Annotated in this window: 25 protein-coding genes; 8 read left to right on the plus strand and 17 right to left on the minus strand. The window is 63.6% G+C overall.

Translation table 11 applies throughout. From position 1 onward, the window contains the following. Positions 1–101 precede the first annotated feature (101 nt). The gene (locus RA19_RS11815) at positions 102–791 is read right to left on the minus strand and encodes a helix-turn-helix transcriptional regulator (protein WP_039162754.1); all 690 of its coding nucleotides are present in this window, start codon (positions 789–791) and stop codon (positions 102–104) included. Between the two features lie 84 nt (positions 792–875). On the opposite strand from RA19_RS11815, the gene RA19_RS11820 reads away from it, so the two are divergent. After that, the gene (locus RA19_RS11820) at positions 876–1,298 is read left to right on the plus strand and encodes a DUF1801 domain-containing protein (protein ID WP_039162756.1); all 423 of its coding nucleotides are present in this window, start codon (positions 876–878) and stop codon (positions 1,296–1,298) included. A 34-nt stretch (positions 1,299–1,332) separates the two neighbouring features. Here RA19_RS11820 and rnr read toward each other — a convergent pair whose 3' ends face one another. Genes rnr through dapE form a run of 4 tightly spaced genes read right to left on the minus strand, consistent with a single transcriptional unit; the run spans position 1,333 to position 5,794 of the window. Next, on the minus strand, positions 1,333–3,606 hold the full coding sequence (rnr, locus tag RA19_RS11825; RefSeq protein WP_039162758.1) for a ribonuclease R: 2,274 nt from the start codon (positions 3,604–3,606) through the stop codon (positions 1,333–1,335). A 51-nt stretch (positions 3,607–3,657) separates the two neighbouring features. Continuing rightward, complete coding sequence (locus RA19_RS11830) at positions 3,658–4,230, minus strand: TIGR04282 family arsenosugar biosynthesis glycosyltransferase (RefSeq protein WP_039162760.1); 573 nt, start codon at positions 4,228–4,230, stop codon at positions 3,658–3,660. Then, positions 4,227–4,652: a GNAT family N-acetyltransferase gene (locus RA19_RS11835; RefSeq protein WP_039162762.1), complete on the minus strand. Its 426-nt coding sequence runs from the start codon at positions 4,650–4,652 to the stop codon at positions 4,227–4,229. The genes RA19_RS11830 and RA19_RS11835 overlap by 4 nt, the downstream gene beginning before the upstream one ends. Beyond that, positions 4,649–5,794 carry a succinyl-diaminopimelate desuccinylase gene (gene dapE / locus RA19_RS11840; RefSeq protein ID WP_039162764.1) on the minus strand — a complete coding sequence of 382 codons (1,146 nt, stop codon included), beginning with the start codon at positions 5,792–5,794 and terminating at the stop codon, positions 4,649–4,651. The genes RA19_RS11835 and dapE overlap by 4 nt, the downstream gene beginning before the upstream one ends. 320 nt (positions 5,795–6,114) lie before the next feature. Between dapE and RA19_RS11845 the strand changes: the two genes are divergently transcribed. The 3 genes from RA19_RS11845 (at position 6,115) to RA19_RS11855 (ending at position 9,930) form a co-directional block, all read left to right on the plus strand. Next, positions 6,115–7,686: a Hint domain-containing protein gene (locus RA19_RS11845; RefSeq protein WP_039162766.1), complete on the plus strand. Its 1,572-nt coding sequence runs from the start codon at positions 6,115–6,117 to the stop codon at positions 7,684–7,686. Between the two features lie 5 nt (positions 7,687–7,691). Next, a complete protein-coding gene (locus tag RA19_RS11850) occupies positions 7,692–8,765 on the plus strand; it encodes a Hint domain-containing protein (protein WP_241479056.1) in 1,074 nt (357 codons plus the stop codon). Positions 8,766–8,874: 109 nt separating this feature from the next. After that, positions 8,875–9,930 carry a transporter substrate-binding domain-containing protein gene (locus RA19_RS11855; RefSeq protein ID WP_052261762.1) on the plus strand — a complete coding sequence of 352 codons (1,056 nt, stop codon included), beginning with the start codon at positions 8,875–8,877 and terminating at the stop codon, positions 9,928–9,930. A 9-nt stretch (positions 9,931–9,939) separates the two neighbouring features. Here the strand turns inward: RA19_RS11855 and RA19_RS11860 are convergent, their stop codons facing one another. Continuing rightward, entirely contained in the window at positions 9,940–10,287 is a 348-nt protein-coding gene (locus tag RA19_RS11860; RefSeq protein WP_193748264.1) for a hypothetical protein, read from the minus strand. 141 nt (positions 10,288–10,428) lie between these two features. Between RA19_RS11860 and RA19_RS11865 the strand changes: the two genes are divergently transcribed. Beyond that, a complete protein-coding gene (locus tag RA19_RS11865) occupies positions 10,429–10,962 on the plus strand; it encodes a HutD/Ves family protein (protein ID WP_039162770.1) in 534 nt (177 codons plus the stop codon). Here the strand turns inward: RA19_RS11865 and RA19_RS11870 are convergent. The 4 genes from RA19_RS11870 to RA19_RS11885 all read right to left on the minus strand — a co-directional run bounded on the left by RA19_RS11870 (position 10,959) and on the right by RA19_RS11885 (position 15,045). Continuing rightward, a complete protein-coding gene (locus RA19_RS11870; protein ID WP_039162772.1) occupies positions 10,959–12,326 on the minus strand; it encodes a formimidoylglutamate deiminase in 1,368 nt (455 codons plus the stop codon). The two genes, RA19_RS11865 and RA19_RS11870, sit on opposite strands and share 4 nt — an antisense overlap. 202 nt (positions 12,327–12,528) lie before the next feature. Next, on the minus strand, positions 12,529–13,356 hold the full coding sequence (gene dapD / locus RA19_RS11875) for a 2,3,4,5-tetrahydropyridine-2,6-dicarboxylate N-succinyltransferase (protein WP_039162773.1): 828 nt from the start codon (positions 13,354–13,356) through the stop codon (positions 12,529–12,531). Between the two features lie 119 nt (positions 13,357–13,475). After that, positions 13,476–14,075 (minus strand): GntR family transcriptional regulator, encoded by a 600-nt coding sequence (locus RA19_RS11880; protein ID WP_039162775.1) that lies wholly within the window; start codon positions 14,073–14,075, stop codon positions 13,476–13,478. Positions 14,076–14,124: 49 nt separating this feature from the next. Next, positions 14,125–15,045 carry a threonine/serine dehydratase gene (locus RA19_RS11885; protein ID WP_039162777.1) on the minus strand — a complete coding sequence of 307 codons (921 nt, stop codon included), beginning with the start codon at positions 15,043–15,045 and terminating at the stop codon, positions 14,125–14,127. A gap of 147 nt (positions 15,046–15,192) precedes the next feature. Between RA19_RS11885 and RA19_RS11890 the strand changes: the two genes are divergently transcribed. Beyond that, entirely contained in the window at positions 15,193–16,041 is an 849-nt protein-coding gene (locus RA19_RS11890) for an LOG family protein (RefSeq protein WP_039162980.1), read from the plus strand. Between the two features lie 31 nt (positions 16,042–16,072). On the opposite strand, the gene RA19_RS11895 is transcribed toward RA19_RS11890, so the two are convergent. Beyond that, complete coding sequence (locus RA19_RS11895; protein ID WP_039162778.1) at positions 16,073–16,282, minus strand: hypothetical protein; 210 nt, start codon at positions 16,280–16,282, stop codon at positions 16,073–16,075. Between the two features lie 360 nt (positions 16,283–16,642). Here RA19_RS11895 and RA19_RS11900 point away from each other — a divergent pair, with 360 nt between their 5' ends. Beyond that, the gene (locus RA19_RS11900; RefSeq protein WP_039162780.1) at positions 16,643–17,881 is read left to right on the plus strand and encodes a reprolysin-like metallopeptidase; all 1,239 of its coding nucleotides are present in this window, start codon (positions 16,643–16,645) and stop codon (positions 17,879–17,881) included. A gap of 41 nt (positions 17,882–17,922) precedes the next feature. Here the strand turns inward: RA19_RS11900 and rlmN are convergent, their stop codons facing one another. From rlmN to RA19_RS11915, 3 genes are all read right to left on the minus strand, one after another. Continuing rightward, positions 17,923–19,110 (minus strand): 23S rRNA (adenine(2503)-C(2))-methyltransferase RlmN, encoded by a 1,188-nt coding sequence (rlmN, locus tag RA19_RS11905; protein WP_039162783.1) that lies wholly within the window; start codon positions 19,108–19,110, stop codon positions 17,923–17,925. 83 nt (positions 19,111–19,193) lie between these two features. Next, the gene (locus RA19_RS11910) at positions 19,194–19,601 is read right to left on the minus strand and encodes a lysozyme inhibitor LprI family protein (protein ID WP_052261763.1); all 408 of its coding nucleotides are present in this window, start codon (positions 19,599–19,601) and stop codon (positions 19,194–19,196) included. A 96-nt stretch (positions 19,602–19,697) separates the two neighbouring features. Continuing rightward, complete coding sequence (locus tag RA19_RS11915) at positions 19,698–20,228, minus strand: invasion associated locus B family protein (RefSeq protein ID WP_039162786.1); 531 nt, start codon at positions 20,226–20,228, stop codon at positions 19,698–19,700. 191 nt (positions 20,229–20,419) lie between these two features. On the opposite strand from RA19_RS11915, the gene RA19_RS11920 reads away from it, so the two are divergent. After that, complete coding sequence (locus tag RA19_RS11920) at positions 20,420–21,418, plus strand: asparaginase (RefSeq protein WP_039162787.1); 999 nt, start codon at positions 20,420–20,422, stop codon at positions 21,416–21,418. 37 nt (positions 21,419–21,455) lie between these two features. On the opposite strand, the gene RA19_RS11925 is transcribed toward RA19_RS11920, so the two are convergent. From RA19_RS11925 to RA19_RS11935, 3 genes are read right to left on the minus strand one after another with little or no spacing between them, the layout of a single operon-like run. Beyond that, positions 21,456–21,776, minus strand: a complete 321-nt coding sequence (locus tag RA19_RS11925) for a YciI family protein (protein ID WP_039162788.1) — start codon at positions 21,774–21,776, stop codon at positions 21,456–21,458. 33 nt (positions 21,777–21,809) lie between these two features. Then, positions 21,810–22,247: an SRPBCC family protein gene (locus RA19_RS11930; RefSeq protein WP_039162790.1), complete on the minus strand. Its 438-nt coding sequence runs from the start codon at positions 22,245–22,247 to the stop codon at positions 21,810–21,812. Continuing rightward, complete coding sequence (locus RA19_RS11935) at positions 22,244–22,564, minus strand: ArsR/SmtB family transcription factor (RefSeq protein WP_039162792.1); 321 nt, start codon at positions 22,562–22,564, stop codon at positions 22,244–22,246. The genes RA19_RS11930 and RA19_RS11935 overlap by 4 nt, the downstream gene beginning before the upstream one ends. Between the last annotated feature and the right edge of the window lie 152 nt (positions 22,565–22,716).

Consider the following 22,716-nt stretch of genomic DNA (forward strand, 5'->3'; position numbering starts at 1 on the left):
ATGCACCTCTTTATCCACTGCTCCTCTCCAGTCTACCTGCGGCAGGGCCCGGGTAAAGGGCCGGGTTCGCGCATGTGCGAAGGCCCGCCTGCCATCCGGGCCTAGCCGTGCTCCCGCCGCAATTGCTCCAACGCCTCCCGCAGCATTGGCACCCGGTGCGGACGGAAGCTCTGCCCGGTCACCTCCAGCCCGCGCATCCGGTCGAGCCGGAACATCCGCAGATCATCGCGCAACCCGCACCAGGCCAGCAGCACGGTGGAGCGGTCGAAATAGACCACGCTCAAGGGTTTCACCTGCCGCTCGGTTACCGCACCATGGCCGTCGGTATAGCCAAAGCGCACCTCGACTTCGTCCCAGGCCGCCTGCCGCAGTTCCTGTGCAGAAATTGCCGGCGGCACCGGCCGGTCAAAGCGGTAAGGTGCCAGCACCGCATGACGGAGCCGGTGCGCCTGCCGTTGCGGCAGCCGAGCCTGCAGTTTGCGCAAAGCTTCCGAGGCGGCGGTGGCCAGCTCCGGGTCGCCGATCTGCTCGACCTCGCGCAGCCCCAGCACCAGCGCCTCTAGCTCGGTGTCGCGGAATCCCATAGGCGGCAGCGCGTTGTCTTCGATCAGGGTGAAGCCGTACCCCGCCTCGCCATCAATTACCGCTCCCATCTCGCGCAGGGTGGCGATATCGCGGTGGATGCTGCGGGCCGAGACACCCAGTTCCTCTCCCAGCCGCGCCGCGGTATGCGGGCCGGGGCCAAGCCGCAGGGCTTGCATCAGCTGGAACAGGCGAAGGGTGCGGGACATGATCCATCATCCCATTTCATGATGACAGTTTCTGGCATCAGTATGCTTTAGTTTGGCATCAAACCCAAGCCAGGAGCATCCGGGATGCAGCCGCCCTTTGCCAGCGATCAAATCAAAGCCGCTTTTGATGTTCCAGATGCTTCGGCCCAAGAGGGTCTGCTGGCGCTGCGCCGGCTGATCTTTGACACCGCAGCGCAAACACCAGAGGCTGGCCGGGTTGAGGAAGCCCTGCGCTGGGGCCAGCCTTCCTATCTGACACCAGAGCGGAAAACAGGCTCTGCAATACGGCTTGGTGTGCCCAAGGGCGCACGTTTTGCCCTGTTTGTGCATTGCCAAAGCCGGCTGATCCCGGAGTTTGCCGCGGCCTTTCCCGCCTGGGACCGGTTCGAAGGCACCCGCGCGGTACTGTTTGATGACCCGGCAGAGATTGAACCGCTCCGCCACAGCTGGCTGATCAAACGGGCGCTGACGTACCGGATCAGGAAGCCGCTGGAGATCCCTGCCTGACAAAATGCCAAGCTGTCCCCGTGGGGACAGCCCCTTATTTCCGCCGCTTGCGCTCGACTTTGCGCTTTACCTTGGCGGCCTTGTGCTTGGATTTTGCCGCCTTGCGTTTCACGGTGCGCCCCGCCGGGCTGCGGCGCCCGCGCTGGCCGCCACCGGAGGGCATGGGCGCGTCCCCCAGAGCCAGCAGTTCCAGTTCCAGCCCGCCGGTGACCGGCGCTGCCTGGGTCAGCCGCACGGTCACGCGCTGGCCGATAGCCAAAGTCAGACCGGTGTCCGATCCCGTCAGCGTCCCGGCCTGGGCATCGAAATGAAAAAACTCCCGCCCGATCGAGCGCACCGGCACCAGCCCGTCAGCGCCGGTCTCGTCCAGCTTCACGAATGCCCCGAACCGGGCAATGCCGCTGATCCGGCCTTCGAATTCATTGCCCACCCGCTCGCTGAGATAAGACGCCAGGTAGCGGTCCGTTGTGTCCCGTTCGGCAATCATCGAGCGCCGTTCGGTGTCCGAGATATGGGTGGCGGTGTCTTCCAGCCGTTCGATGGCTTCGACGTCCAGCCCGTCATCGCCCCAGCCATGCGAGGAGATCAGCGAGCGGTGCACGATCAGGTCGGCATAGCGGCGGATCGGCGAGGTGAAATGCGCGTAGTTGCGCAGCGCCAGGCCGAAGTGCCCGAAGTTCTCGGGGTTGTAATAGGCCTGCTGCATCGACCGCAGGGTGGAGATGTTGATCAGTTCTGCATCGTCAGTGCCTGCGGCCTGGTTCAGCAGAGAATTCAGGTGGCGGGTCTGCAGCACCTGCCCCTTGGCCAGACTAAGCCCGGCCGCTTGCGCGGTTTCACGCAGCGCTTCCAGCTTTTCCTGTGCCGGTTCCTCATGCACCCGGAACAACAGCGGCGAGCGTTTCTTGATCAGCGTCTCGGCGGCGGCGACATTGGCGAGGATCATGAATTCCTCGATCAGCTTGTGCGCATCCAGCCGGTCGCGGAACGCCACCGAGGTCACATTGCCGTCCCCATCCAGCACGATCTTGCGTTCCGGCAGGTCCAGATCCAGCGGCTCACGCGCGGCTCTTGCCCTTGTTAGAGCCTCATATGCGGCATAAAGCGGCTTGATCACATCGTCGAGGAACGGCGCAGTTGTCTCGTTCGGATTGCCGTCCTGCGCCTCTTGCACCTCGGCGTAATGCAGCGAAGCGGCGGAGCACATCAGCCCGCGCACGAACTTGTGGCTGAGCTTGTTGCCCTCGGCATCCACCTGCATCCGCACCGCGATACAGGCGCGCGGCACGCCTTCGTGCAGGGAGCAGAGGTCGCCCGACAGACGGTCCGGCAGCATCGGCACCACCCGATCCGGGAAATAGCTGGAGTTGCCGCGCTTCTTCGCCTCGCGGTCCAGGGCTGAGCCCGGGCGCACATAGGCGGCGACATCGGCAATTGCCACCCAGATCACATGGCCGCCAGGGTTCTTGGGGTCGTCGTCGGCATGGGCATAACAGGCGTCATCGTGGTCGCGCGCGTCGGCCGGGTCGATGGTGACCAGCGGCAGCTCGCGCAGGTCTTCGCGCCCTTTGAGGCCCATCGGCTTGGCGGCGTCCGCTTCAGCCATCACCTTGTCGGGGAAGTGATCGGGGATGCCATGCTGGTGGATCGCAATCAGCGACACCGCCTTGGGCGCAGTGGGATCGCCGAGGCGTTCCGCGATGCGGGCACGGGGCAGGCCCATGCGGCCCTTGGGTCCGGCCTGTTCGGCCTCAACCAGTTCGCCGTCCTTGGCGCCGTTCACTCCGTCGGGCAGCACCATCCATTCGTTGGACGAGGCCTTGTCGATCGGAACAACCCGCCCGCCTTCAGAACCTGCACGGAAGATGCCCAGCACCCGTTTCGGATTGCTGCCGATACGGCGGATCAGGCGGGCCTCGTAATTGTGGTCTTCATCCTTCACCAGCTGCAGCTTGACCAGCACCTTGTCGCCCTGGCCCAGCGCTGGATCGGAGGCCTTGGGCAGGATCAGGATGATGGGCTCCACGCCCTCGCCGTGCCATTCCAGCGGGCGCCCGTACAGATCGCCGTCCGCATCCGGCGCCTTCACCTCCAGTACCGTGACCGGCGGCAGCTGGTCCGGGTCGCGGTAGGTTTTCTTGCGTTTCTGCAAGTGGCCTTCCGCCTCCAGCTCCTTGAGGATACGCTTGAGGTCGATGCGATCGGCGCCCTTGATGCCAAAGGCCCGGGCGATGTCGCGCTTGGTGGTCTGGGTCGGGTTGGCGGAGATCCAGTCGAGGATTTCGGCCTTGGAGGGAATACGGCTCATAAAACCCGCGTATCACGGCGGGCAGGCGGCGTCATGGTGAAAAGCGCGGGCTCAGCGGCGGGGCAGGTCGGCGGCGGTGTCGACGTCGCGCAGGGTATCGGTCAGCGCAATGCGGTATCCGGGCAGGGTCTGCAGCGTGTCGGCCAACGCATGTTCGCTGGACCAGCGGACATTATCGAACAGGGTGCGGGGCAGCCGGGCGGGATGCTTGGCCCCCACCAGCCAATAGCCGCCGTCATCTGCCGGGCCGAAAACCGCGTCGTGATTGCCAAGGGCTGAGAAAGCCCGGGCGATGTGGGCTCGGGTGATACCGGGGATGTCGGCGCCGATCAGGCAGACTGGGCCAGGCAGGGATTGCAGCATCCGCTTCATCCGTGCGCCCAGGTCTCCGTTGCCTTGCGGAAGGCGGGGCAGATCAGCCGGCCAGGTTTTGGAGATCACCGCAGTTTCCGGGGCCACCGCCAGCAAGATTTGCCAGCGCGGGTCCTGCAAGCGACGGATCAGCCGGGCGGATTGGTGGCGGAACCACCAGGTGGCTGGGATCACGCCGATGTCTTTGCCCAGCCGGGTCTTGACCCGTCCCGGGCGCGGCTCTTTGACCATGATGACCAGGGCGCGTTTCACGTGAAATCACGCACCATGTCGCGGTGGTCGATGCCGGCATCGTCATAAACCGGGCCGAAGGCGGTGAAGCCGAGTTTCTCGTAGAAGCCGATGGCGTGAAGCTGCGCACCGAGTTTAGCCTTGGCAATGCCCGGCTGCTGCCTGGCGGTCTCTACCGCGGCTTCGATCAGCTTGGCGCCAAGGCCGGTGCCGCGGGCGGATTGCAGCACGCAAACCCGGCCGATCTTGGCAGTGCCGTCCTTGAAGACAATCCGTGCGGTTCCAACCGGGGCACCGTCCAGAACCGCCAGCAGATGAGTGGCGGAGGCGTCCAGCGCATCCTGTTCTTCTTCCACCGGCACGTCTTGCTCCACCACAAAGACTTGGTGGCGCAGGGCAAAGCAGGTCGCCAGGTCCAGAGTGACAGCGATACTCAGGCTCATGCGAAATAGTCCTGCAGGATGCGGGTGTAGATCGACTTCAGCTGGTGGATCTGGGCGACCTCGACCCGTTCGTCGACCTGATGCATGGTCTTGCCGACCAGGCCGAACTCCACCACCGGGCAGTGGTTCTTGACAAACCGTGCATCCGAGGTGCCGCCGGTGGTCGACAGCTCCGGAGTCATGCCGGTTTCCGCGGCAACCGCTGCCGAGACCAGTTCTGACAGTGCGCCGGGCGGGGTGATGAAGCTTTCGCCGGAGATTTTCACCTCCATACCGATCTCAAGGCCGAACTCTGCCGCAACCTTATCCGCCTCGCCCTGCAGCCATTCGGTCAGGCTGGCGCCGCTGTGCGAGTCGTTGAAGCGGATGTTGACGGCCGAGGTCGCCTGCGCCGGGATCACATTGGTGGCCGGGTTGCCGGTGTCGATGGTAACCACCGCTAGCGTCGACGCATCAAAATGCGCGGTGCCCTGGTCCAGCTCGTGACTGGCCAGGCGGTCCATCAGCCGTGCCATTGCGTTCAGCGGGTTATTGGCGCGGTGCGGATAGGCGGAGTGGCCCTGTACGCCGGTCACCGTGAACCAGGCGGTGAGCGAGCCGCGGCGGCCGATCTTGATCATCTCGCCCATCTCGTTGGGGCAGGTGGGCTCGCCCACCAGGCAGACCGACATCTGCTCACCTTCGCGCTCCATGTAGTCCAGCAGCGCGGTGGTGCCGTCCAGAGCGGGGCCCTCCTCGTCGCCGGTGATGGTCAGGATGATGGCGCCGTCGGGGGGCGTGTCCTTGACGAAATCCACAGCAGCGGCGACAAAGGCAGCCACACCGGACTTCATATCGGTGGCGCCGCGGCCGTACATGAAACCCTCTTTCTCCTCGGCGCCGAAAGGCGGCATGGTCCAGGCGGCCTCATCGCCCAAGGGCACTACGTCGGTGTGGCCGTTGAAGCCGAAGGTTTTGGCGTGGCCCTTGGCGCCCCAGCGGGCAAACAGATTGGAAACCTCGCCGCGGTCGGTGCGGGTACAGTCGAATCCGGCTTCGCTCAGCAGTTTCTCCAGCAGCACAAGCGCGCCGCCTTCCTCGGGGGTGACCGAGGGACAGCGGATCAGGTCGGCGGTCAGGCGGGCGGGATCGGTCTGCGGCATGGGCGGGCTCCTGGATTTCCGGTTCGCCATGGCTAACGCGGAATGGCTTGGGGCGCAATTCACCCCTGCGACAGTAAATGTGGCGCAAAAGCAGCGGTTTTGCAGCTGTGGCAGCCTGCGGCTGACTCCTGTGCCGGGGGTGTGTTAAGGGTTTGTTAATAATGACCCGAGGCAGGGCATCAAAACGAGCAGGCAGGCCGCAAAAGGCCAACCAGACCCAGGCAGCGTACCGCCGCAGCCCGGCTGTGTGACAACAGCAGGCATGAGTCCTGCGTGCGTCTCGTTTGTCCGGCCTCCTACAGGCAAGGGGTGGGCTGAACATGGCAACAGGCGCCGAACTCAACTACCAGACCAACGCGTCTGCAACGCAGATGGCGCAGACGATTTTCGGCGACGGGGCCACCGTTGTCGGCGCCTCCTACTCGGGCTGGAGCCAATCCTCGGCGATCTATTCAAATGGTGACGCTCTGGCCCCCGGTGTTACGCCCAGCGACAGCGGTGTGATCCTGTCCACCGGACGCGCCAGCCATTTCACCCGTTCCAGCGGCGATCCGAACCGCTCGACCCAGACCTCGACCAATACCCCCGGTGAAAGCAACAACGCGGACTTTAACGCTGCGGCCGGCACCAATACCTATGACGCCTCTTACCTGGACGTCAGCTTCATCCCCGACTCGGATGTGATGACGATGCAATTCGTCTTCTCCTCCGAGGAGTTCCCGGAATTCCAGAACTCGGTCTATCAGGACGTGGTGGCGGTCTGGGTCAATGGCGAGCAGGTTCTGCTGGAGGTGGGCAACGGCCAAGCCAATCCCAGCAACATCAGTTCGTCGATCAACGAGAACCTCTACGTTGACAACGCCGGTGATGATTTCAACACCGAGATGGACGGGTTCACCATCACCATGACCCTGACGATGCACGTCAACCCGGGAGAGGTGAACGATATCCGCATCGGTATCGCCGATGTTAGCGACAGCAGGTACGACAGTAACCTGTTGATCGCCGCCGATTCGGTGCAGACCGACCTGGTGGCGATGACTGATAACGTCTTTGTTGCGCCGGACAGCAGCAAGACTATCGATGTGCTGGCCAACGACGAGAACAACTCTGGCGGCACCCTGACCATTACCCACATCAACGGCACCGCGGTGTCGGCTGGTTCGGTGGTGACGCTGAACACCGGCCAGCAAGTGCAGCTGAACGCCGACGGCACTCTGACCCTGTTCGGCGACGGCGATGTCGAGGATTTCAACTTCACCTATGAGGTGAACAACGGGGCCAATTCCGATGTGGGCTTTGTCAACGCAAGCTCCATTCCCTGTTTTGTGGCCGGCACCCGGATCCGGACCCCTTATGGCGAGGTTCCGGTTGAGGAGCTGATGCCCGGAGATCTGGTCGAGACCCGCGACGATGGCGCCCAGCCGCTGTGCTGGAGCGGCGGACGGTCGGTTGCGGCTGAAGGGGATTTCGCTCCTGTCCGCATCGCGGCCGGCGCCTTTGGCGAACATGGCGAACTGATGGTGTCGCCGCAGCACCGGGTGCTGGTGCGCGGCGCCCATGCCGAGCTGTTCTTTGGCGAGGAAGAGGTGCTGGTGGCGGCCAAGGATCTGGTCAACGGCCGCAGCGTGGCCCGCTGCCCGGGCGGCGAGGTAACCTATGTGCATCTGATGTTCGACCGCCATCAGGTGGTCTATTCCGAAGGGCTGGCAACTGAGAGCTTTCTGCCCGGGCCGCAGATCCTCAGCCTGTTTGAGCAGCCGGTGGCCAAAGAGATCTGCACTTTGTTCCCGGAACTCGACCCGGAGACCGGTGCCGGCTACAGCCCGGCGGCAAGGCCTGCTTTGAAAGCCTATGAGGGCCGCCTTCTGGCCTCAATCGAGGCGGCCTGAGGCACGTGGCTTGGTTTGCGGTTTCCGGCCGCGGGTGCAACTGGAGCGACCCGCAGGCGCTGCAGGCGGCAGGCGCTTCTGACGGCGATGCCCTGCTGGTGCGCGGCTCGCTGATGCTGGAGTTCCGGCTGCCGGAAACCGCCCGGCCCGAGCCGCTGGTGCTGTTCTCGCAAGGTGGCGGCTGGCCGCTGCGGCTGGCGCTGCAGGCGGTGCCAGGCGGGGGCTTGAGCTTTGTGCTGGAGCAAAACGGGGCGGTAATGCACCGGACCTTGAATCCGACGGTTGTGGGGCGCACCGATCAGCTGCGGCTGATCTATGGCTGGGATGCTCCGGCCCGCCAGGGGCGGCTGACTGTGGAGCGGCCCGACGGCAGCCAGATGCAGATGGCCGCGCTGACGGCGCCGAAGCCCTGGCGGCTGCGCGATCTGCACGCGCTGATCGGGCCATTGGGCTATGTGGCGCCTGCGGTGGAGTATCTGGCCCTGTCCAGCGCGATGGAACCCGCAGGCCCGGCGCCTGGGCTGCTGCCATCCACACCGGTTGCCACGCCTCAGGGATACCGGGCTTTGGGCAGTCTGCAGCGCGGCGATCTGGTGCTGGACAGCAGCGGTGCGGCAGTGCCGGTGCTGCAGGTGGTTGAACGGCGGGTGCCGGCGCTGGGCTCTTTTGCGCCGGTGCGGCTGAGGGCGCCTTACTTCGGGCTGTTGCAGGATATCCATGCGGCGCCCTTCCAGCGGCTGGTGCTGTCGGGCTCGGAAGTCGAATACTTGTTCGGCCAGCCTGCGGTTCTGGTGCCGGCAGGCAATCTGCTGGGCACGGGAACCGCCCTGCCGGGCGAGGCCCATGCGCCGCTGATCACCTACCGGCAGGCGGTGCTGCCGGACCACGAGCCGCTGCTGGCCGCAGGCGCGCAGACCGAGAGCCTGTTCCTGGGCCGCCTGCGCCGCGATCCGGAACGGCTGGCCGCCAGCCTGCTGGCTCCGCTGGGCCCAAGTGCGCTGCCCGAGCACCGGCAGCCGAAATTCCCGGTGCTGCGGGCTTTTGATGCCGCGGTGCTGGCCGAGCGGCGGACTGCCTGACACAGCGGCCACGGCTTGTGCGGTCTTTGCCGCCAAGGCGCTTGCGTGGAATTGGCGAACCGCCTAAGGAATTTCAAACCGTCCCTGAGGCCTGCCGCTGAGCGTTTCCGTGCTGAAATTCCGCCTGATCACCGCCGCCCTGTTTCTGCTGTGGGGGCAATTGCTCTCTGCCCAGGTGCTGACGGTCAACACCGTCACCCGCCCGCCGTTCTCGATGGTGGAAGACGGGCGCGATACCGGCTTCTCCCTGGAACTGCTGAAGATCCTGGCGGAGCGGCTGGACTGGGACTATCAGATCAACCGCGTGTCCGGCTTTGCAGAAATGCTCGATGGCGTGCGCAGCGGCGAGGCGGATCTGGCCGCGGCCAATATCTCGATCACTGCGGCGCGCGAAGTGGTGATGGACTTCAGCCACCCGATCTTTGAAAGCGGCCTGCAGATCATGGTGCAGGCCGATGAGGTCCGGCAGCCGTCGCTGCTGCGAGCGCTGCTGTCCTGGGATCTGGCGGCGGCAATCGGCATTGCCTTTCTGCTGCTGTTCGGCGGCGGCATGATGATGTGGGTGTTTGAGCGCCGCGCGCAGCCCTATTTCGACCGGCCCCTGAACGAGGCCTGGTTTCCCTCCTTCTGGTGGGCACTGAACCTGGTGGTGAACGGCGGGTTTGAGGAACGGGTGCCGCGCACTCCCATCGGCCGTATGTTCGGCGTGGTGCTGGTGGTGTCGTCGCTGTTCATCGTCTCGGTCTTTGTCGCCAAGATCACCGCTGTGATGACTGTGGAGGCGATCAGCGGCTCGGTGAACTCGGTCAATGACCTGTACGGTAAATCCGTGGGCACCATAGAAGGATCGACCGCCGCGGGTTTCCTCGGCCGGCGCGAGATTGATTTTGCCGCCTACACCGGGCTGCAGGACATGCTGGACGGTTTTGAACGCGGCGAAGTAACGGCGGTGGTGTTTGATGCACCGGTGCTGAATTACTATGTCCAGCAGGGCGGGCACCAGTACGGCCACACCATCGGCCAGCCCTTCCTGCGCGAGAATTACGGGCTGGTGTTCCCGGCCGGCTCGCCGCTGGTGGAAGACGTGAACCAGGCGCTTTTGGCGATGCAGGAGGACGGCAGCTATAATGCCCTCTACCGCAAATGGTTCGGCAGCCAGAATTAAATCCCGGCGTTAGTGAAAGACCGGCTCCTCGCCGTCAAAGAACGGGGTCATCTGGGCCACGATCACGGCATTTTCGTCCAGTGCCCGCTGCATCAGCGCGCGCTCCTCGTCGCCGATCTCATGGCCTTCCGCCTCGCGCTCTTCCAGGGTGCCGTAGCCGGTCACATCCAGCGGCGCGGTGTCGGCCTGCTTGAGGATCGCCACGGTTTCGCGCACCGCCTCGGCCTCGTCCACGCCGGAGGCATAGATCATCAGCGCAGCACCGGTGGCGCCGTCGGGCAGCCCGTCCCCGTCCTTGCGACCGATCTGGACAAGCAGGGTATAGACTTGCTGGCGGGAGGGTTTCTTCTTTTCCATGCCGCCGCCATAGCGCCGGGGCAGGGGGATGGTCAATCCATTAGCTGACCCGGGTCGAGGGCCGGAGCAAAGGGAAAGCTTGCGGCCGCGGCTGGCAGGGTATTATGTCTACGCTTAATTCACGGTCAAAAGGATCCGCCCATGCGCTTTTCTACACGCTCCGCCCAGCCCGTGCCCTGGAAAAACGGTGGCGGCGTCACCCGCGAGCTGGCCGTGCACGAGGAAGAAAGCAGGATGATCTGGCGCCTCAGCCTTGCAGACATTGCCCGTAGTGGTCCCTTCTCGGCATTCCCTGGGCTGTCCCGTATTCATTGCATCGTTGAAGGGGCAGGGCATGTGCTGTCCAACGCTGCAACATGCTTGGCGGCCAATCCGCTGCAGCCGCTTGCTTTTGATGGCGGGCTGGAGCTGGACTGCCGCTTGCGCAACGGTCCCTGCAAAGCGTTCAACGTGATCCATGATCCGGCACGGGTGACAGCGAACGCCGCAATTCTGAAGGAGAAAGTGGTGCTTGATGCGGCGGGCCGCCACGTGCTGTTTGTTGTCTCGGGCGGGTTGGAACTGGCAGGCGAAGGCTGTTTTTCCCCTGGCGAGGGGATTGTTTCAGACCATGCCGCCACCGGCGTGGTTTCCGGTGGCGGCGTTGTAATTCATGTGCGTTTTTTGCCGGTTTAGAGACTGTTCAACAGCTCCTTGATGGCGGTCCGGTAGCTCGCAACTACACTGTCTCGCGAGATATGCCGACCCTGCTGCACCACATGGCGCCCGGCGCTCCAGACGTCGGTCACTGTGTCGTCACCTGCGGCAAAGCATAGCCCGTCCAGCATCTGTTCCGGCTTCAGCGCGCAAAGGGCCGGCACGCTGCTGTCAATTGCCACCATATCCGCCAGCGCGCCTGTCTCGATCCGCCCGGCATCGCGGCCAAGGGCCTGCGCCCCGCCTTTTGCTGCGCCCATATACAGGGTCTCGCCAACCGAACCTTCACCCGGCACCAGCACGTTCCGCGCCAGGTCGCGCAGACGCTGGGAATATTCCAGCGTGCGCAGCTCCTCGGGCAGGGAAATCCGCACGTTAGAGTCTGATCCGACCCCGAATGCGCCGTCATGCGCCAGGTATTCGACCCCGTTGAACGGACCGTCGCCCAGGTTCGCCTCGGTGATCGGGCAGAGACCAGCAACGGCCCCGGATTGAGCCATGCCGATGGTCTCGGCGCTGGTCATATGAGTGGCATGGATCAGGCACCAATTGCCGTCGACGGCCGCATTGCCCAGCAGCCATTCCACCGGGCGGGCGCCGAGCCAGGCGCTGATATCTGCCACTTCCTTGGGCTGTTCTGAGATGTGGATATGCACCGGCAGCCCGTTCTGGATTTGCAGCACCTCCGCCAGATCCTCGGGGCAGGTGGCGCGCAGCGAATGCGGCGCAATGCCGACGCAGGCGTCTTCGGCCAAGTCCCGCGCAGCAATCTCCCGGGCGCGTGCGACCAGATCGGAGAACTCTGCAACCGAGTTGCCAAACCGCTGCTGGCCCCCATTCAGAGCCTGCTTTCCCGCACCTCCGTAGGTGTAGAGCACCGGCAGATGGGTGAGGCCGATGCCGGTCTGGCTGGCAGCGGCAAAGACCCGTTCGCTGAGTTCTGTCATGGAGTCAAAATGCCCGCCGCCGGGCTGGTGGTGGACATAGTGGAACTCGCCCACTGAGGCGTAGCCGGCCTCCAGCATTTCCATGAACACCAGCGCGGCGATGGCTTCGTACTGCTCAGGCGTGATGCGGTCCATGAAGCGGTACATCAGTTCGCGCCAGGTCCAGAAGCTGTCCTTGCCGGCAGCGCGGTACTCGGTCATGCCGGCCATGGCGCGCTGGAAGCTGTGGGAGTGCAGGTTGCCGAGCGACGGCAGCAACACGTCCGCTTGGGTGTCGCCGGCCTGCGGCCGGGCTGCGGTTTCCAGTGACGTGATCCGGCCGTCTTCAACCGCCAGCCGAATGTTTTCAGACCACCCCTGAGGCAGGCGGGCGTGCCGGGCGAATATTGTCTGCATCTGACCCCCTTATGTGTAGGTATAATATCAATAGCGGCAGGTTTATTGCGCGGCAAGGATTTTACAGAGGAGGGGCGCTGCCCCTCGGCCTTGCGGCCTCACCCCGGGGTATTTGGGACCAGAAAGAAGCAGGGGTCTTCCGCAAAAAGAAAAACGCGCCCAGCAAAGGGCGCGTTCATCTCTTGCAGCACTGCGGTGCGGATCAGTCGCGCAGCAGTTCGTTGATGCCGGTCTTGGAGCGGGTCTTTTCATCGACGCGCTTCACGATCACCGCACAGTAGAGGCTGATGTTGTTCTTGGACGGCATCGAGCCTGCCACAACCACCGAGTAGGGCGGCACTTCGCCGTACATCACTTCGCCGGTTTCGCGGTCGACGATCTTAGTCGACTTGCCGATGAACACGCCCATGCCCAGCACCGAGCCTTCGCGCACGATGCAGCCTTCGACGACCTCGGAGCGGGCGCCGATGAAGCAGTTGTCCTCGATGATGGTAGGGCCGGCCTGCATCGGCTCCAGCACGCCGCCGATGCCGACGCCGCCGGACAGGTGCACGTTCTTGCCGATCTGAGCGCAGGAGCCGACGGTGGCCCAGGTGTCAACCATGGTGCCTTCATCGACATAGGCGCCGAGGTTCACGAAAGAGGGCATCAGAACTGCGCCCGGGGCGATATAGGCGGATTTGCGGACGACACAGTTCGGCACTGCGCGGAAGCCAGCGGATTTCCACTGCTCTTCGCTCCAGCCGTTGAACTTGCTGTCGACCTTGTCCCACCAGCCGCCGGCCTGGGGGCCGCCTTCGTGGATTTCCATGTCCTTGATGCGGAAGCCCAGCAGCACCGCTTTCTTGGCCCACTGGTTCACGTGCCAGTCGCCGCTTTCCAGCTTTTCGGCCACGCGCAGCGAACCGGAGTCCAGTGCGTTCAGGGTGTCTTCGATAGCTTCACGCTGCTCGCCGGTGGTGGCGGGAGTGATGGTGTCGCGCGCCTCCCAGGCGGCTTCGATTGCTGCTTCCAGCTGGGCGTTGGACATGGATGTTCCTCCGGCATCGGTTAGATTCGGGGTTACATAGCGGCAATCTGCCTGCAGGTCATGTCCGTATTGCGTCCAAATTGACGCCCCGGACGGCGGATTGACGGTTCAGTGCCGCTCTAACGCACCCGGCGCAGATGGCGGCGCAGGATTTCGCAAGCGGCGGCAGGATCGCGGCGGGACATCGCCTGGACAATGGCGGCGTGATCCGAGTCCACTCGGCGGGTCCATTGGTGCTGCCAGTTGGCAAACAGATGCCGGGCAGCGGCGATGTGCAGATCGCCGATCGAGGCCAGCAGTCGCGGCATGCCGCAAGGCGACAGGATCACCCGGTGGAAGGCGCGGTTGAGGCGCTCCCAGCTTGCCATGTCCTCGGCGGCATCGCAGGCGAGCCGGGCTTCTTCTGCGGCCGCGATATCCGCATCTGTCAGGCGGGCAAAGGCGTGGGTCAGGGCCAGCACCTCCAGCGAAACCCGCATTTCGATGACTTCGCGGATCTCGGACGGGTCCAGGGCGCTGACGCGGGTGCCGCGGCGGGGTTCGGATTTGGCCAGCCCATGGGCCTCGAGCCGCAACAGTGCCTCGCGCACGGGCACGTGGCTGGCCTCGAATTCGCGCGCGATATGGTCCTGGCGCAGCTTTTCGCCGGCGGGCAGGCTGCCGGTGATGATGCGTTCGCTGAGAGCGCGGTAGATGGTATCTGCGATGGTTGCCGACATGCCCTTGGCGATAGCGGGGCGGGGTGCGCCCCGCAAGGATTATCGGGGATTACCCGAGGGGGTCCGGGGCAATGTTGCCGCCGCAGATCAGAACCGCCACACGTTCGCCCTGTTGGGGCCGGTAGGCGCCGGACATCAGCGCCGCCAGGGCAGTGGCGCCTGCGGGCTCTGCCAGGATCCGCCGTTCGCGCCAGAGTGCGGTCTGCGCCTCGGTGATGGCAGTGTCCGGCACGGTGACGGACTCCACGCCTTGCGCCGAGGCGAGCTCAAAACAGATGCTGCCGATCCGCTTGGCGCCAAGCGCATTGGCGGCAACGCCGGAGACCTCGACATCCACCGGTGCTTTGACTTGCAAGGCGGCATTCAGCGCACAGGAGGTTTCGGGTTCTACCGCGACGATCTTCTTGGCACCCTGGAACCAAGCCAGCGCCCCGGCGATCAGCCCGCCGCCGCCAACGGCGATCAGCAGGGTATCTGCTTCAAGCCCCTGATCCTGCCATTCGGCAAAACAGGTCCCCTGGCCCGCAACCGTGGTCGGCGCGTCATAGGCGTGGACCTGCATGGCGCCGGTTTCCGCTTCATAAGCCTGGGCCTGCTCCAGCGCGTTGGCATAGGCGCCGGGCACCACCTGCAGGTCGGCGCCGGTGCGCTTGATCAGGGCGATCTTGGCGGGGCCGGCCATCTCGGGCACATAGATGCGCGCCTTGTGGCCCAGCTGATGCGCGGCAAAGGCGGCGGCGGCGCCGTGGTTGCCGCCGGAGGCCGCGACCAGCCCCGCGGTGGGCACATCCTGGCTCAACAGCGTGTTAAAGGCGCCGCGGGCCTTGAAGCTGCCGGTGTGCTGCATGTGCTCCAGCTTCAGTTCCACCGGAAAGCCAAGCCCGAAGCCCTGTGCCTGCATCACTGAAGTCTGCTGCACATGAGGGCGGATGCGGTCTGCGGCTGCGGTGATTTCGTCCTGCCAGTTCATCTGTGGCCCTCCCTGTGTGACAAGCGCGAACCTTAGCCGCGGGACTGGCGGGTGCAAGACAAACAGTGCGTTCCTGCATTCTTGATTGGCGCTAACGGTTCAGGACGGCTACAAAGGGAGTCCTGTTGATTAATGCTGGGATTTTCCATGACCGAAGACCGCCACAGCCGTTTCCGCGATGCTCACTCCGACCGTGACCGGGCCGAGCATGTGCCCGTCACGCCGCAGACCCAAGCGCCTGCCTACCGTCTGGCTTTTGCGGATGAGGAGTTCTTGTGCCGCGAGGAGCTGCGGCCGGTGCGTTTGCAGCTGGAATTGCTGAAGCCGGAGCTGATGCTGAATGAGCACGGTATCGAAAGCACCATTGTAATGTTCGGCGGCGCCCGTATTCCTGACCCGCAGCATAAGGGTCAGGCGCGCACGCAGACGCTGGCGGATCTGTCGCATTTCTATGACGAGGCGCGGGAGTTTGCCCGGCTTATGACAGAGAAGTCAAAGGAGAGCGGCGGCCGCAAGAATGTCATCGTGACTGGCGGCGGGCCAGGCGTGATGGAGGCAGGCAACCGCGGCGCCGAAGATGCGGGAGGCCATTCCATTGGTCTCTCGATCGTGCTGCCGCATGAGCAGGCGCCCAATGGTTATGTTACGCCGGACCTAAGCTTCAACTTCCACTATTTCGCGATCCGCAAGATGCATTTCCTGATGCGGGCGCGGGCGATCACCGTGTTCCCGGGCGGCTTTGGCACTCTGGACGAGCTGTTCGAAAGCCTGACGCTGATCCAGACCGGCCGCATGGAGCGGGTGCCGTTTCTTCTGTTCGGCAAGGCGTTCTGGGAGTCGATCATCAACTGGGATGCTCTGGCCGACGCCGGCACCATTTCAGATCAGGATCTGGATCTGTTCCGCTTTGTCGACACCGCCAAGGAAGCGGTGGAGATCATCGACAACTGGCAGCCTGCGCCGCCGCGCGACAGCTTGCCGGGCCGGGAGCGCTAGACGCCGGAATGAGTGTCGCTGTTGCCGGGAATCAGGCAAATTCCGGCGGCAGCGTGCCTACCTCGTCCCCAGTGGCCAGCCGGGTCAGAACCTGGGTGCCTTCAACGGTTTTCACGGCGTAGCCGTAGCCGCGCAGCCGGAATTTCCATTCTCTCGGGCTGAGCGCCTTTTCCCGCTCGCTGCGGATCAGTTCCAGAACGCCGGGGTCAACCGCTGGGGGCTGTCTTTCTGCAGGTGCCATGAGATGATTCCTCTCGATCAAGTTTGTCCATGCATTGGAAACTGTTTGCTTCGAATGGCGGAAATTGAGCTGGATTTGGGTAAGAATCGGGCAGCCGCAGTCTGATGCAAGATGGCAACAAGCGGCCCGCACTTCTACCTGGGCGGGAAATTTGCGGCAGTTTTGCACCAGACCGCTCTGGGCACGGCTGGAACTGCCGTGTACCGTTTTGTTTTATGGTGATTTCCAGCCAGACGATGACAGGCTGAGATAAACTGGATTGAACAGTACGGTTTCCGCCCGGAAGCGGGCCAATCTTGGCCGTATTTTAACGCAAGATATTTCCGGCGGGACCCCGGGTCGTATTTATGGAGAGTGCTGATGGCAGAAGTTTCGGATTATACGGCGCTGCTGTATTACACCTCGGCTGAGCAAGGCCGCTGGAACAGTCTTGCGGCGACGGGTACCCAGACCGTTGTTACCTATAGTTTTGTTGCGCCGGAGGATCTGGGCAGCGCCAGTGACGACCCTTATGGCGCGACCAGCTACTGGTCTTTCAACAGCACCCAGCAGGCGTACTTCCGCCAAGCCCTGGCGGAATTCGAAGATGCTGCCGGGCTTATCTTTGTTGAAACCAGCGGTCCCGCGATGATCAACGTGTTCGGCTATGATGGCGGCTCAGCCGCTGGCTGGGCGGACCTGCCCTGGGCAACCAGCTATTCCACAAGCAACGGCGAACTGGCGATCGAAGGCGGCAGCATGGCGCCGGGCACATATGGATATGAGACGGCACTGCATGAGATCGGCCATGCGCTGGGCCTGAAACACCCGCATGACGGTGATCCGACGCTGGAAGAGCACCTGGATACCCAGGAAAACACGGTCATGACCTATTCCTACGCCGGCTATAATGTCAGCGAACTTGGGGTTTTTGATGTGCAAGCGCTGAGCCATATATATGGCGATGCCGCCAGCACCGAGGGCTGGAACAGCTATGTCCGCGACTCCGGCACCGTCGTGATCAATTCAAGCGCCCGGGCCGAGACAGTGCTGGCCGTGGGCGGCGACACTGTGATCCGCGGCCGGGCCGGAAGCGACTCGTTGATCGGCCGCGAAGGCGATGACCGCCTGATCGGCAATCTGGGCAGGGACACCCTCACCGGCGGCCGCGGCGAGGACACGCTGATCGGCGGCCGCGGCAATGACCTGCTGATGGGCGGCCAGGACGACGACCCCTATTCAGGCAATGGCGAAGACGATTTGCTGCGGGGCGTCTCGGGCCGCGACACGCTGTACGGCGGTGATGGCAATGACCGGCTGTTTGGCGGCAGCGGCCGGGACCGGCTGTCCGGCGGCGACGGATCGGATGTCATGACAGGCGGCTCGCATGGCGACACTTTTGTCTTTGTTTCCGCCGACTTCTTCGACAGCAACGAAATCACAGATTTTGGCCGGGGCCGCGACAAGATCGAGTTTTCCGGCACCACTCTGACCAGCTTCAGTGATCTTACCGTCACTCAAGCGGGTGGCGATACCACTATCAGCTATTTCGGCTATTACGAGATTGAGCTGTCCGGGTATACCGGCACGCTCACCGAGGATCACTTCCTATTCACCTGACACAGCGGCCTGGGGTTCTGCCGGGCTGGGGCGGAGCCGGCTCACTTGAGCCCGGCTTCGGCCTCGATCTGCTTGCGGCTTTTGCGGGCGCGCTCGGTGGCTGATTTCAGCTGGCCGCAGGCCGCCATGATGTCATCGCCGCGGGTCTTGCGGATCGGCGAGGCATAGCCCGCCTGATAGACGATATTGGCAAAAGCCCGGATCCGGTTGTTCGAAGAGCGCTTGTAGGGGCTGCCCGGCCATTCGTTGAACGGGATCAGGTTGATCTTGGCTGGAATGTTGTAGCGCTTGATATGCTCGATCAGCCGGTGTGCGTCCTCGTCCGAGTCGTTCACCCCGTCCAGCATCACATATTCAAAGGTGATGCGCTCCGAGTTCGACGCCTTGGGGTAATCCGCCAGCGCCTGCAGCAGCTCGTCGATGTTCCAGCGCTTGTTGATCGGCACCAGCACGTCGCGGGTCTCGTTGGTGGTGGCGTGGAAGGAGATCGCCAGCAGGCAGCCGATTTCCTCGGCCGTGCGGGCAATCTCTGGCACCACGCCGGAGGTCGACAGGGTAATCCGGCGGCGGGACAGCGAGATGCCCTCAGGGTCCATCGCAATCTTCATCGCGTCGCGGACGTTGTCGAAGTTGTAAAGCGGCTCGCCCATGCCCATCAGCACGATGTTCGAGAGCAGGCGGGTTTCGTCCTTGGGGGCGCCCGGCACCGGCCATTCCTCCAGATCGTCGCGCGCCATCATCACCTGGCCGACGATTTCAGCCGGGGTCAGGTTGCGCACCAGTTTCTGGGTGCCAGTGTGGCAGAAGGAGCATGTCAGGGTGCAGCCGACCTGGGACGAGATGCACAGGGTGCCGCGGTCATCCTCAGGAATGTACACCACCTCGACCTCATGGCCGCCGTTGATCCGCACCAGGTACTTGCGGGTGCCATCGGTCGACACCTGCTTGCTCACCACTTCGGGAATACGGATCTCGAACGTTTCCGCCAGCTGCGCGCGGTAGGCCTTGGCCAGGTTGGTCATGTCGGCAAAGTCGCGCTTGCCCCACTGGTAGATCCACTGCCAGATCTGGCCGACTCGCATCTTGGCCTGCTTTTCCGGCGTGCCGTGCTCGATCAGCACCTCGCGCATCCGCGCGCGGGTCAGGCCGACAAGATTGATCTTGCCGCCCTCGGGCTCCTTGCGGGGCAGGGTCATTACGTCCTGGGTGATCGGCGCGCTGGCAGTCATGGCAATAGACTCGGATGCTGGTGGGCGGATGCGGCTCTATATAGGATTCCGGCAAAAGATCAAAAGGAATCCTCAGGCAAAGTTCATTGGCCCCCACCGCTGCCCAGGCGCACCAGCTCGCCGACCCGGTCACGGCCCAAGGTGGTCCAGCAGGCGCGGGTGGCAATGCCGGCTTCTTCCTGCACCGGGTGGGACGTGCCGATAAAGCTGCAATGGGCTGCGCGAAAGGCCTCCCAGGCAGTTTGGCTTTCCATCAATGCCGCCTCGGTGGCTGTCCCGCCTTTGGTGTTGTCGCGCTCTGCTGCGGCGACCATTGCGGCTTCCAGCGCGTTGAGCAGTGCAGTTTCAACGCCTTCCTCGTCATCGGCCACACAGGAGCCGACCTCCTCCTGGCTGCCCTTTCCGCATTCAAGCGCGGGGTTGGCCAGAGAAATCGGCGCCAGCAGCATAGCTGCAAGGGCGGCGGGCGGCAGGATGGAAGAGTTCAGCATGGCGGCACCTCCTGTCCCCATGCTACGCGGCTTGCGGCGTTCAAACAAGAAAACCCCGGCACGGGCCGGGGTTTGGTCTGGTTGCCGCCTGCAAGATTAGTTGCTGCAGCGCTTTTCCGCGTCTTCCACCGCTGCGGTGAAACCCAGCAGCGAGAAAGTGTCCTTGGTCTGGGTGCCGCGGGCCGATCGCGCAGTCATCACCGCATTCGAGCCGCGCTTCATCGCGGTGATGATCTTGGCATCATCTGCAGGCGTGGCCGGCCAGGCCCATTCGCCTTCAGTGAACAATTCGAACTGAGACTCGCCGATGGCCATGTTCACCGTGGAACCCGGCGCAAAGGGGTAGCCGCCGGTGAAGCTGATTTCGCCCTTGGGAGTGCTATCATCGCGGAAGGTGACAAACAGCTGGATCTCGCTGCGGCGCACTGCCACCACCCGGCCGTCGCGGGTGTTCACGGTCTCTTTCGGCGCCGACACGCCCCAGCACTCCGCCGGGTTGTCGCCCTCAAAGACGCTCCAGTCCACATTCGCAGCGACCCGGTTGTTCGATGTCTCCTGCGCAATTGCGGTGGTTGCCAATGCTGCCAGACACAGGCCCGCAGCCACGCGGGCGAGTTTCAATGCCATTTGTCCCGACTCCAAGACTGTTCTCATACCTCAAAACCAAGCAAAGGGCCCGCAGCGTTCATCCGCTGTCTGGTCCCGATCCCCTCGCTTGCGCTACACAAGCACACTAACGTAACTAGCACCACGGGCGAAAGTGCGTTTTGGCAGGATTTCGCCCAGAAAAACCGCACGGAAACATGAGGGGAGACATCATGGCGAAACCTGTGCCCATGGCCGAAGTCTGGCGCGGCCCGATCCTGGAGAGCCTGCACCTGGGCCACGCCGTCATCTGCGACGGCAGCGGCCAGGTGGTGCGCAGCTGGGGCGATCCGGATGCGGTGATCTATCCGCGCAGCTCCGCCAAGATGATCCAGGCGCTGCCGCTGATCACCTCCGGCGCCGCTGCGCGCTATGGGCTCACTTCCGAACAGCTGGCACTGGCCTGCGCTTCCCACAACGGCGCCCATATCCATACGGACCGGGTGAACAGCTGGCTTGGCCAGCTGGGGCTCAGCGATGACGATTTCCGCTGCGGCCCGCAGCTGCCGGATGACATCCCGGCCCGTACCGAGCTGATCAAGACCGACAACAGCCCGTGCCAGGTGCACAACAACTGCTCGGGCAAGCACGCGGGCTTTCTGACCCTGAACCAGTATCTGGGCGGCAATGCGGAATACATCGACGTCAGCCACCCGGTGCAGCAGGCTTGCCTTGCTGCGTTTGAGGAAACCACCGGCCAGGACAGCCCTGGCTATGGCATCGATGGCTGCTCGGCGCCGAACTTCGCCACCACCGTCACTGGCCTGGCCCGGTCGATGGCCTGGTTTGCAAGTGCTTCTGACCGCTCCGACCGGCCGTCCGAGGCTGCACAGCAGCTGGTCGCAGCGATGACCGCCCATCCCGAACTGGTGGCCGGCGAAACCCGCTGCTGCACCAATCTGATGCGCGCCATGGGCGGCAAGGTGGCCATCAAGACCGGCGCCGAGGCAGTGTTCATCGCGATTCTGCCTGAACAGAAGCTGGGCGTTGCGCTGAAGATCACCGACGGCACCACCCGTGCCAGCGAATGCGCGATTGCAACGCTGCTCGTCAGCCTGGGCGTTCTGGAGGCAGACCATCCGGAGACCAAAAAATACATGAACAAGGTGCTTTACAGCCGCCGCGGCCTGGAATGCGGTTCAATCCGTCCCGCAGCCGAACTGCTGTTTTGAGAAGTGATGCCCCGGCTCCTGGGCCGGGGCATCTGCACTACATATCCATCTCGATGATTTCGGCCACTTCGACCGAGCCGCTGCCATCCACCACCATCGGACAGCCCTTGGCCATTTCGCAGGCTGCATTCTGGTCTGCGGCTTCGACCACCGTGTAGCCCGAGATCGGGTTTGCGCCGCCGTCATCCGCCACGCCGCCGCTGCTGACAGTCTTGGACAGTCCCACCGGCGCTCCAGGGACCTTCAGGGCCTCCCCCATCGACCCCATCCAATTCTTCCAGGCTTCCATGACTCTGGCGCCTTCCTCCTCGCTTTCCGGGGTCTTGCCGCCGTGGTACGCAAAAATGAACTGTGGCATTGGTCTTCTCCCTTGGTTGCTGTGGATGATGGTTCAGGCGGCCTGGCCGAGCAGTGCCTCCAGTTTGCGCAGAGTGGAGGTCCAGCCTTTTTCGTGATTTGCGGCAACCTCATCATCTCCGAGGTCGCGGTGGTCGATCAGCAGCATTGCGCCGTCACCGGCGGCGGCGATGGTGAAGGTCACATGGCTCTCGGCGCCGCGGCTGCCGTCCTCGCCGTGCCAGGCCCAGGTGAAGCCGACGGATTTCGGCGCATTCACATGGGTGACCTGGCCGGACACATGAAAGCGCTGGCCGTCGCTGTTCTGCATAACCGAGTGCCAGGGACCGGTGCGGCTGAAATCCAGATCGTGTTCCGGGATTTGCACGCCCTCAGGCCCCCACCATTTCAGCAGCTTGTCCGGGGTGGTCACCCAATCAAACAGCTTCTCCGGGCTGACCGGGAAGGTCCGCTGCATCTGCAGGCCGCTCATCCATCGCCCTCCATCAAGGCTGCTTCCAGCCGGTCCAGGCTGCCTTCCCAAAAGGCCTTGCGGGACTGGGTCCAATCCGCAATCATCCGCAGCCCCTCCGGCCGGGCAGAATAGAGCCGCTTGGTGCCTTCCGCCCGCTGGCGGACCAGCCCGGCTTCGCGCAGCACTTTCAGATGGCGCGAAATCGCCGGCGCTGAGATGCCTGCGCCGGGGGCCAGATCGCCCGCAGGCAGTTCGCCCTGGGTGATCAGCTGATCAACGATCGACATGCGGGTTTCGTCTGACAGGGCGGCAAAGGACTTTAGAAGCGGTGTCATAGGATAATTATTAACGAAATAGTTAATTATTGAAAGTGAAAACTTCCCGGATGTATAAAGCCGGTCCCGAGCGGAGGTCGCGCTCCCGCCCGTCGTCAGCCTGTTCTGCGAACAGCCTTCCTTCCGTTGGGCCAGGCTCAGCGCCTAGGGCG

Origin of the sequence: Leisingera sp. ANG-M1 (genome assembly GCF_000813745.1) — a bacterium.
Classification (GTDB): Bacteria; Pseudomonadota; Alphaproteobacteria; order Rhodobacterales; family Rhodobacteraceae; genus Leisingera.

What these genes read in the sequence shown, in the direction of transcription:
- RA19_RS11815 (WP_039162754.1), bottom strand. Translation starts at nt 791, where the DNA reads ATGTCCCGCACCCTTCGCCTGTTCCAGCTGATGCAAGCCCTGCGGCTT.
- RA19_RS11820 (WP_039162756.1), top strand. Translation starts at nt 876, where the DNA reads ATGCAGCCGCCCTTTGCCAGCGATCAAATCAAAGCCGCTTTTGATGTT.
- rnr (WP_039162758.1), bottom strand. Translation starts at nt 3,606, where the DNA reads ATGAGCCGTATTCCCTCCAAGGCCGAAATCCTCGACTGGATCTCCGCC.
- RA19_RS11835 (WP_039162762.1), bottom strand. Translation starts at nt 4,652, where the DNA reads ATGAGCCTGAGTATCGCTGTCACTCTGGACCTGGCGACCTGCTTTGCC.
- dapE (WP_039162764.1), bottom strand. Translation starts at nt 5,794, where the DNA reads ATGCCGCAGACCGATCCCGCCCGCCTGACCGCCGACCTGATCCGCTGT.
- RA19_RS11845 (WP_039162766.1), top strand. Translation starts at nt 6,115, where the DNA reads ATGGCAACAGGCGCCGAACTCAACTACCAGACCAACGCGTCTGCAACG.
- RA19_RS11860 (WP_193748264.1), bottom strand. Translation starts at nt 10,287, where the DNA reads ATGGAAAAGAAGAAACCCTCCCGCCAGCAAGTCTATACCCTGCTTGTC.
- RA19_RS11865 (WP_039162770.1), top strand. Translation starts at nt 10,429, where the DNA reads ATGCGCTTTTCTACACGCTCCGCCCAGCCCGTGCCCTGGAAAAACGGT.
- RA19_RS11870 (WP_039162772.1), bottom strand. Translation starts at nt 12,326, where the DNA reads ATGCAGACAATATTCGCCCGGCACGCCCGCCTGCCTCAGGGGTGGTCT.
- dapD (WP_039162773.1), bottom strand. Translation starts at nt 13,356, where the DNA reads ATGTCCAACGCCCAGCTGGAAGCAGCAATCGAAGCCGCCTGGGAGGCG.
- RA19_RS11880 (WP_039162775.1), bottom strand. Translation starts at nt 14,075, where the DNA reads ATGTCGGCAACCATCGCAGATACCATCTACCGCGCTCTCAGCGAACGC.
- RA19_RS11885 (WP_039162777.1), bottom strand. Translation starts at nt 15,045, where the DNA reads ATGAACTGGCAGGACGAAATCACCGCAGCCGCAGACCGCATCCGCCCT.
- RA19_RS11890 (WP_039162980.1), top strand. Translation starts at nt 15,193, where the DNA reads ATGACCGAAGACCGCCACAGCCGTTTCCGCGATGCTCACTCCGACCGT.
- RA19_RS11895 (WP_039162778.1), bottom strand. Translation starts at nt 16,282, where the DNA reads ATGGCACCTGCAGAAAGACAGCCCCCAGCGGTTGACCCCGGCGTTCTG.
- RA19_RS11900 (WP_039162780.1), top strand. Translation starts at nt 16,643, where the DNA reads ATGGCAGAAGTTTCGGATTATACGGCGCTGCTGTATTACACCTCGGCT.
- rlmN (WP_039162783.1), bottom strand. Translation starts at nt 19,110, where the DNA reads ATGACTGCCAGCGCGCCGATCACCCAGGACGTAATGACCCTGCCCCGC.
- RA19_RS11910 (WP_052261763.1), bottom strand. Translation starts at nt 19,601, where the DNA reads ATGCTGAACTCTTCCATCCTGCCGCCCGCCGCCCTTGCAGCTATGCTG.
- RA19_RS11915 (WP_039162786.1), bottom strand. Translation starts at nt 20,228, where the DNA reads ATGGCATTGAAACTCGCCCGCGTGGCTGCGGGCCTGTGTCTGGCAGCA.
- RA19_RS11920 (WP_039162787.1), top strand. Translation starts at nt 20,420, where the DNA reads ATGGCGAAACCTGTGCCCATGGCCGAAGTCTGGCGCGGCCCGATCCTG.
- RA19_RS11925 (WP_039162788.1), bottom strand. Translation starts at nt 21,776, where the DNA reads ATGCCACAGTTCATTTTTGCGTACCACGGCGGCAAGACCCCGGAAAGC.
- RA19_RS11930 (WP_039162790.1), bottom strand. Translation starts at nt 22,247, where the DNA reads ATGAGCGGCCTGCAGATGCAGCGGACCTTCCCGGTCAGCCCGGAGAAG.
- RA19_RS11935 (WP_039162792.1), bottom strand. Translation starts at nt 22,564, where the DNA reads ATGACACCGCTTCTAAAGTCCTTTGCCGCCCTGTCAGACGAAACCCGC.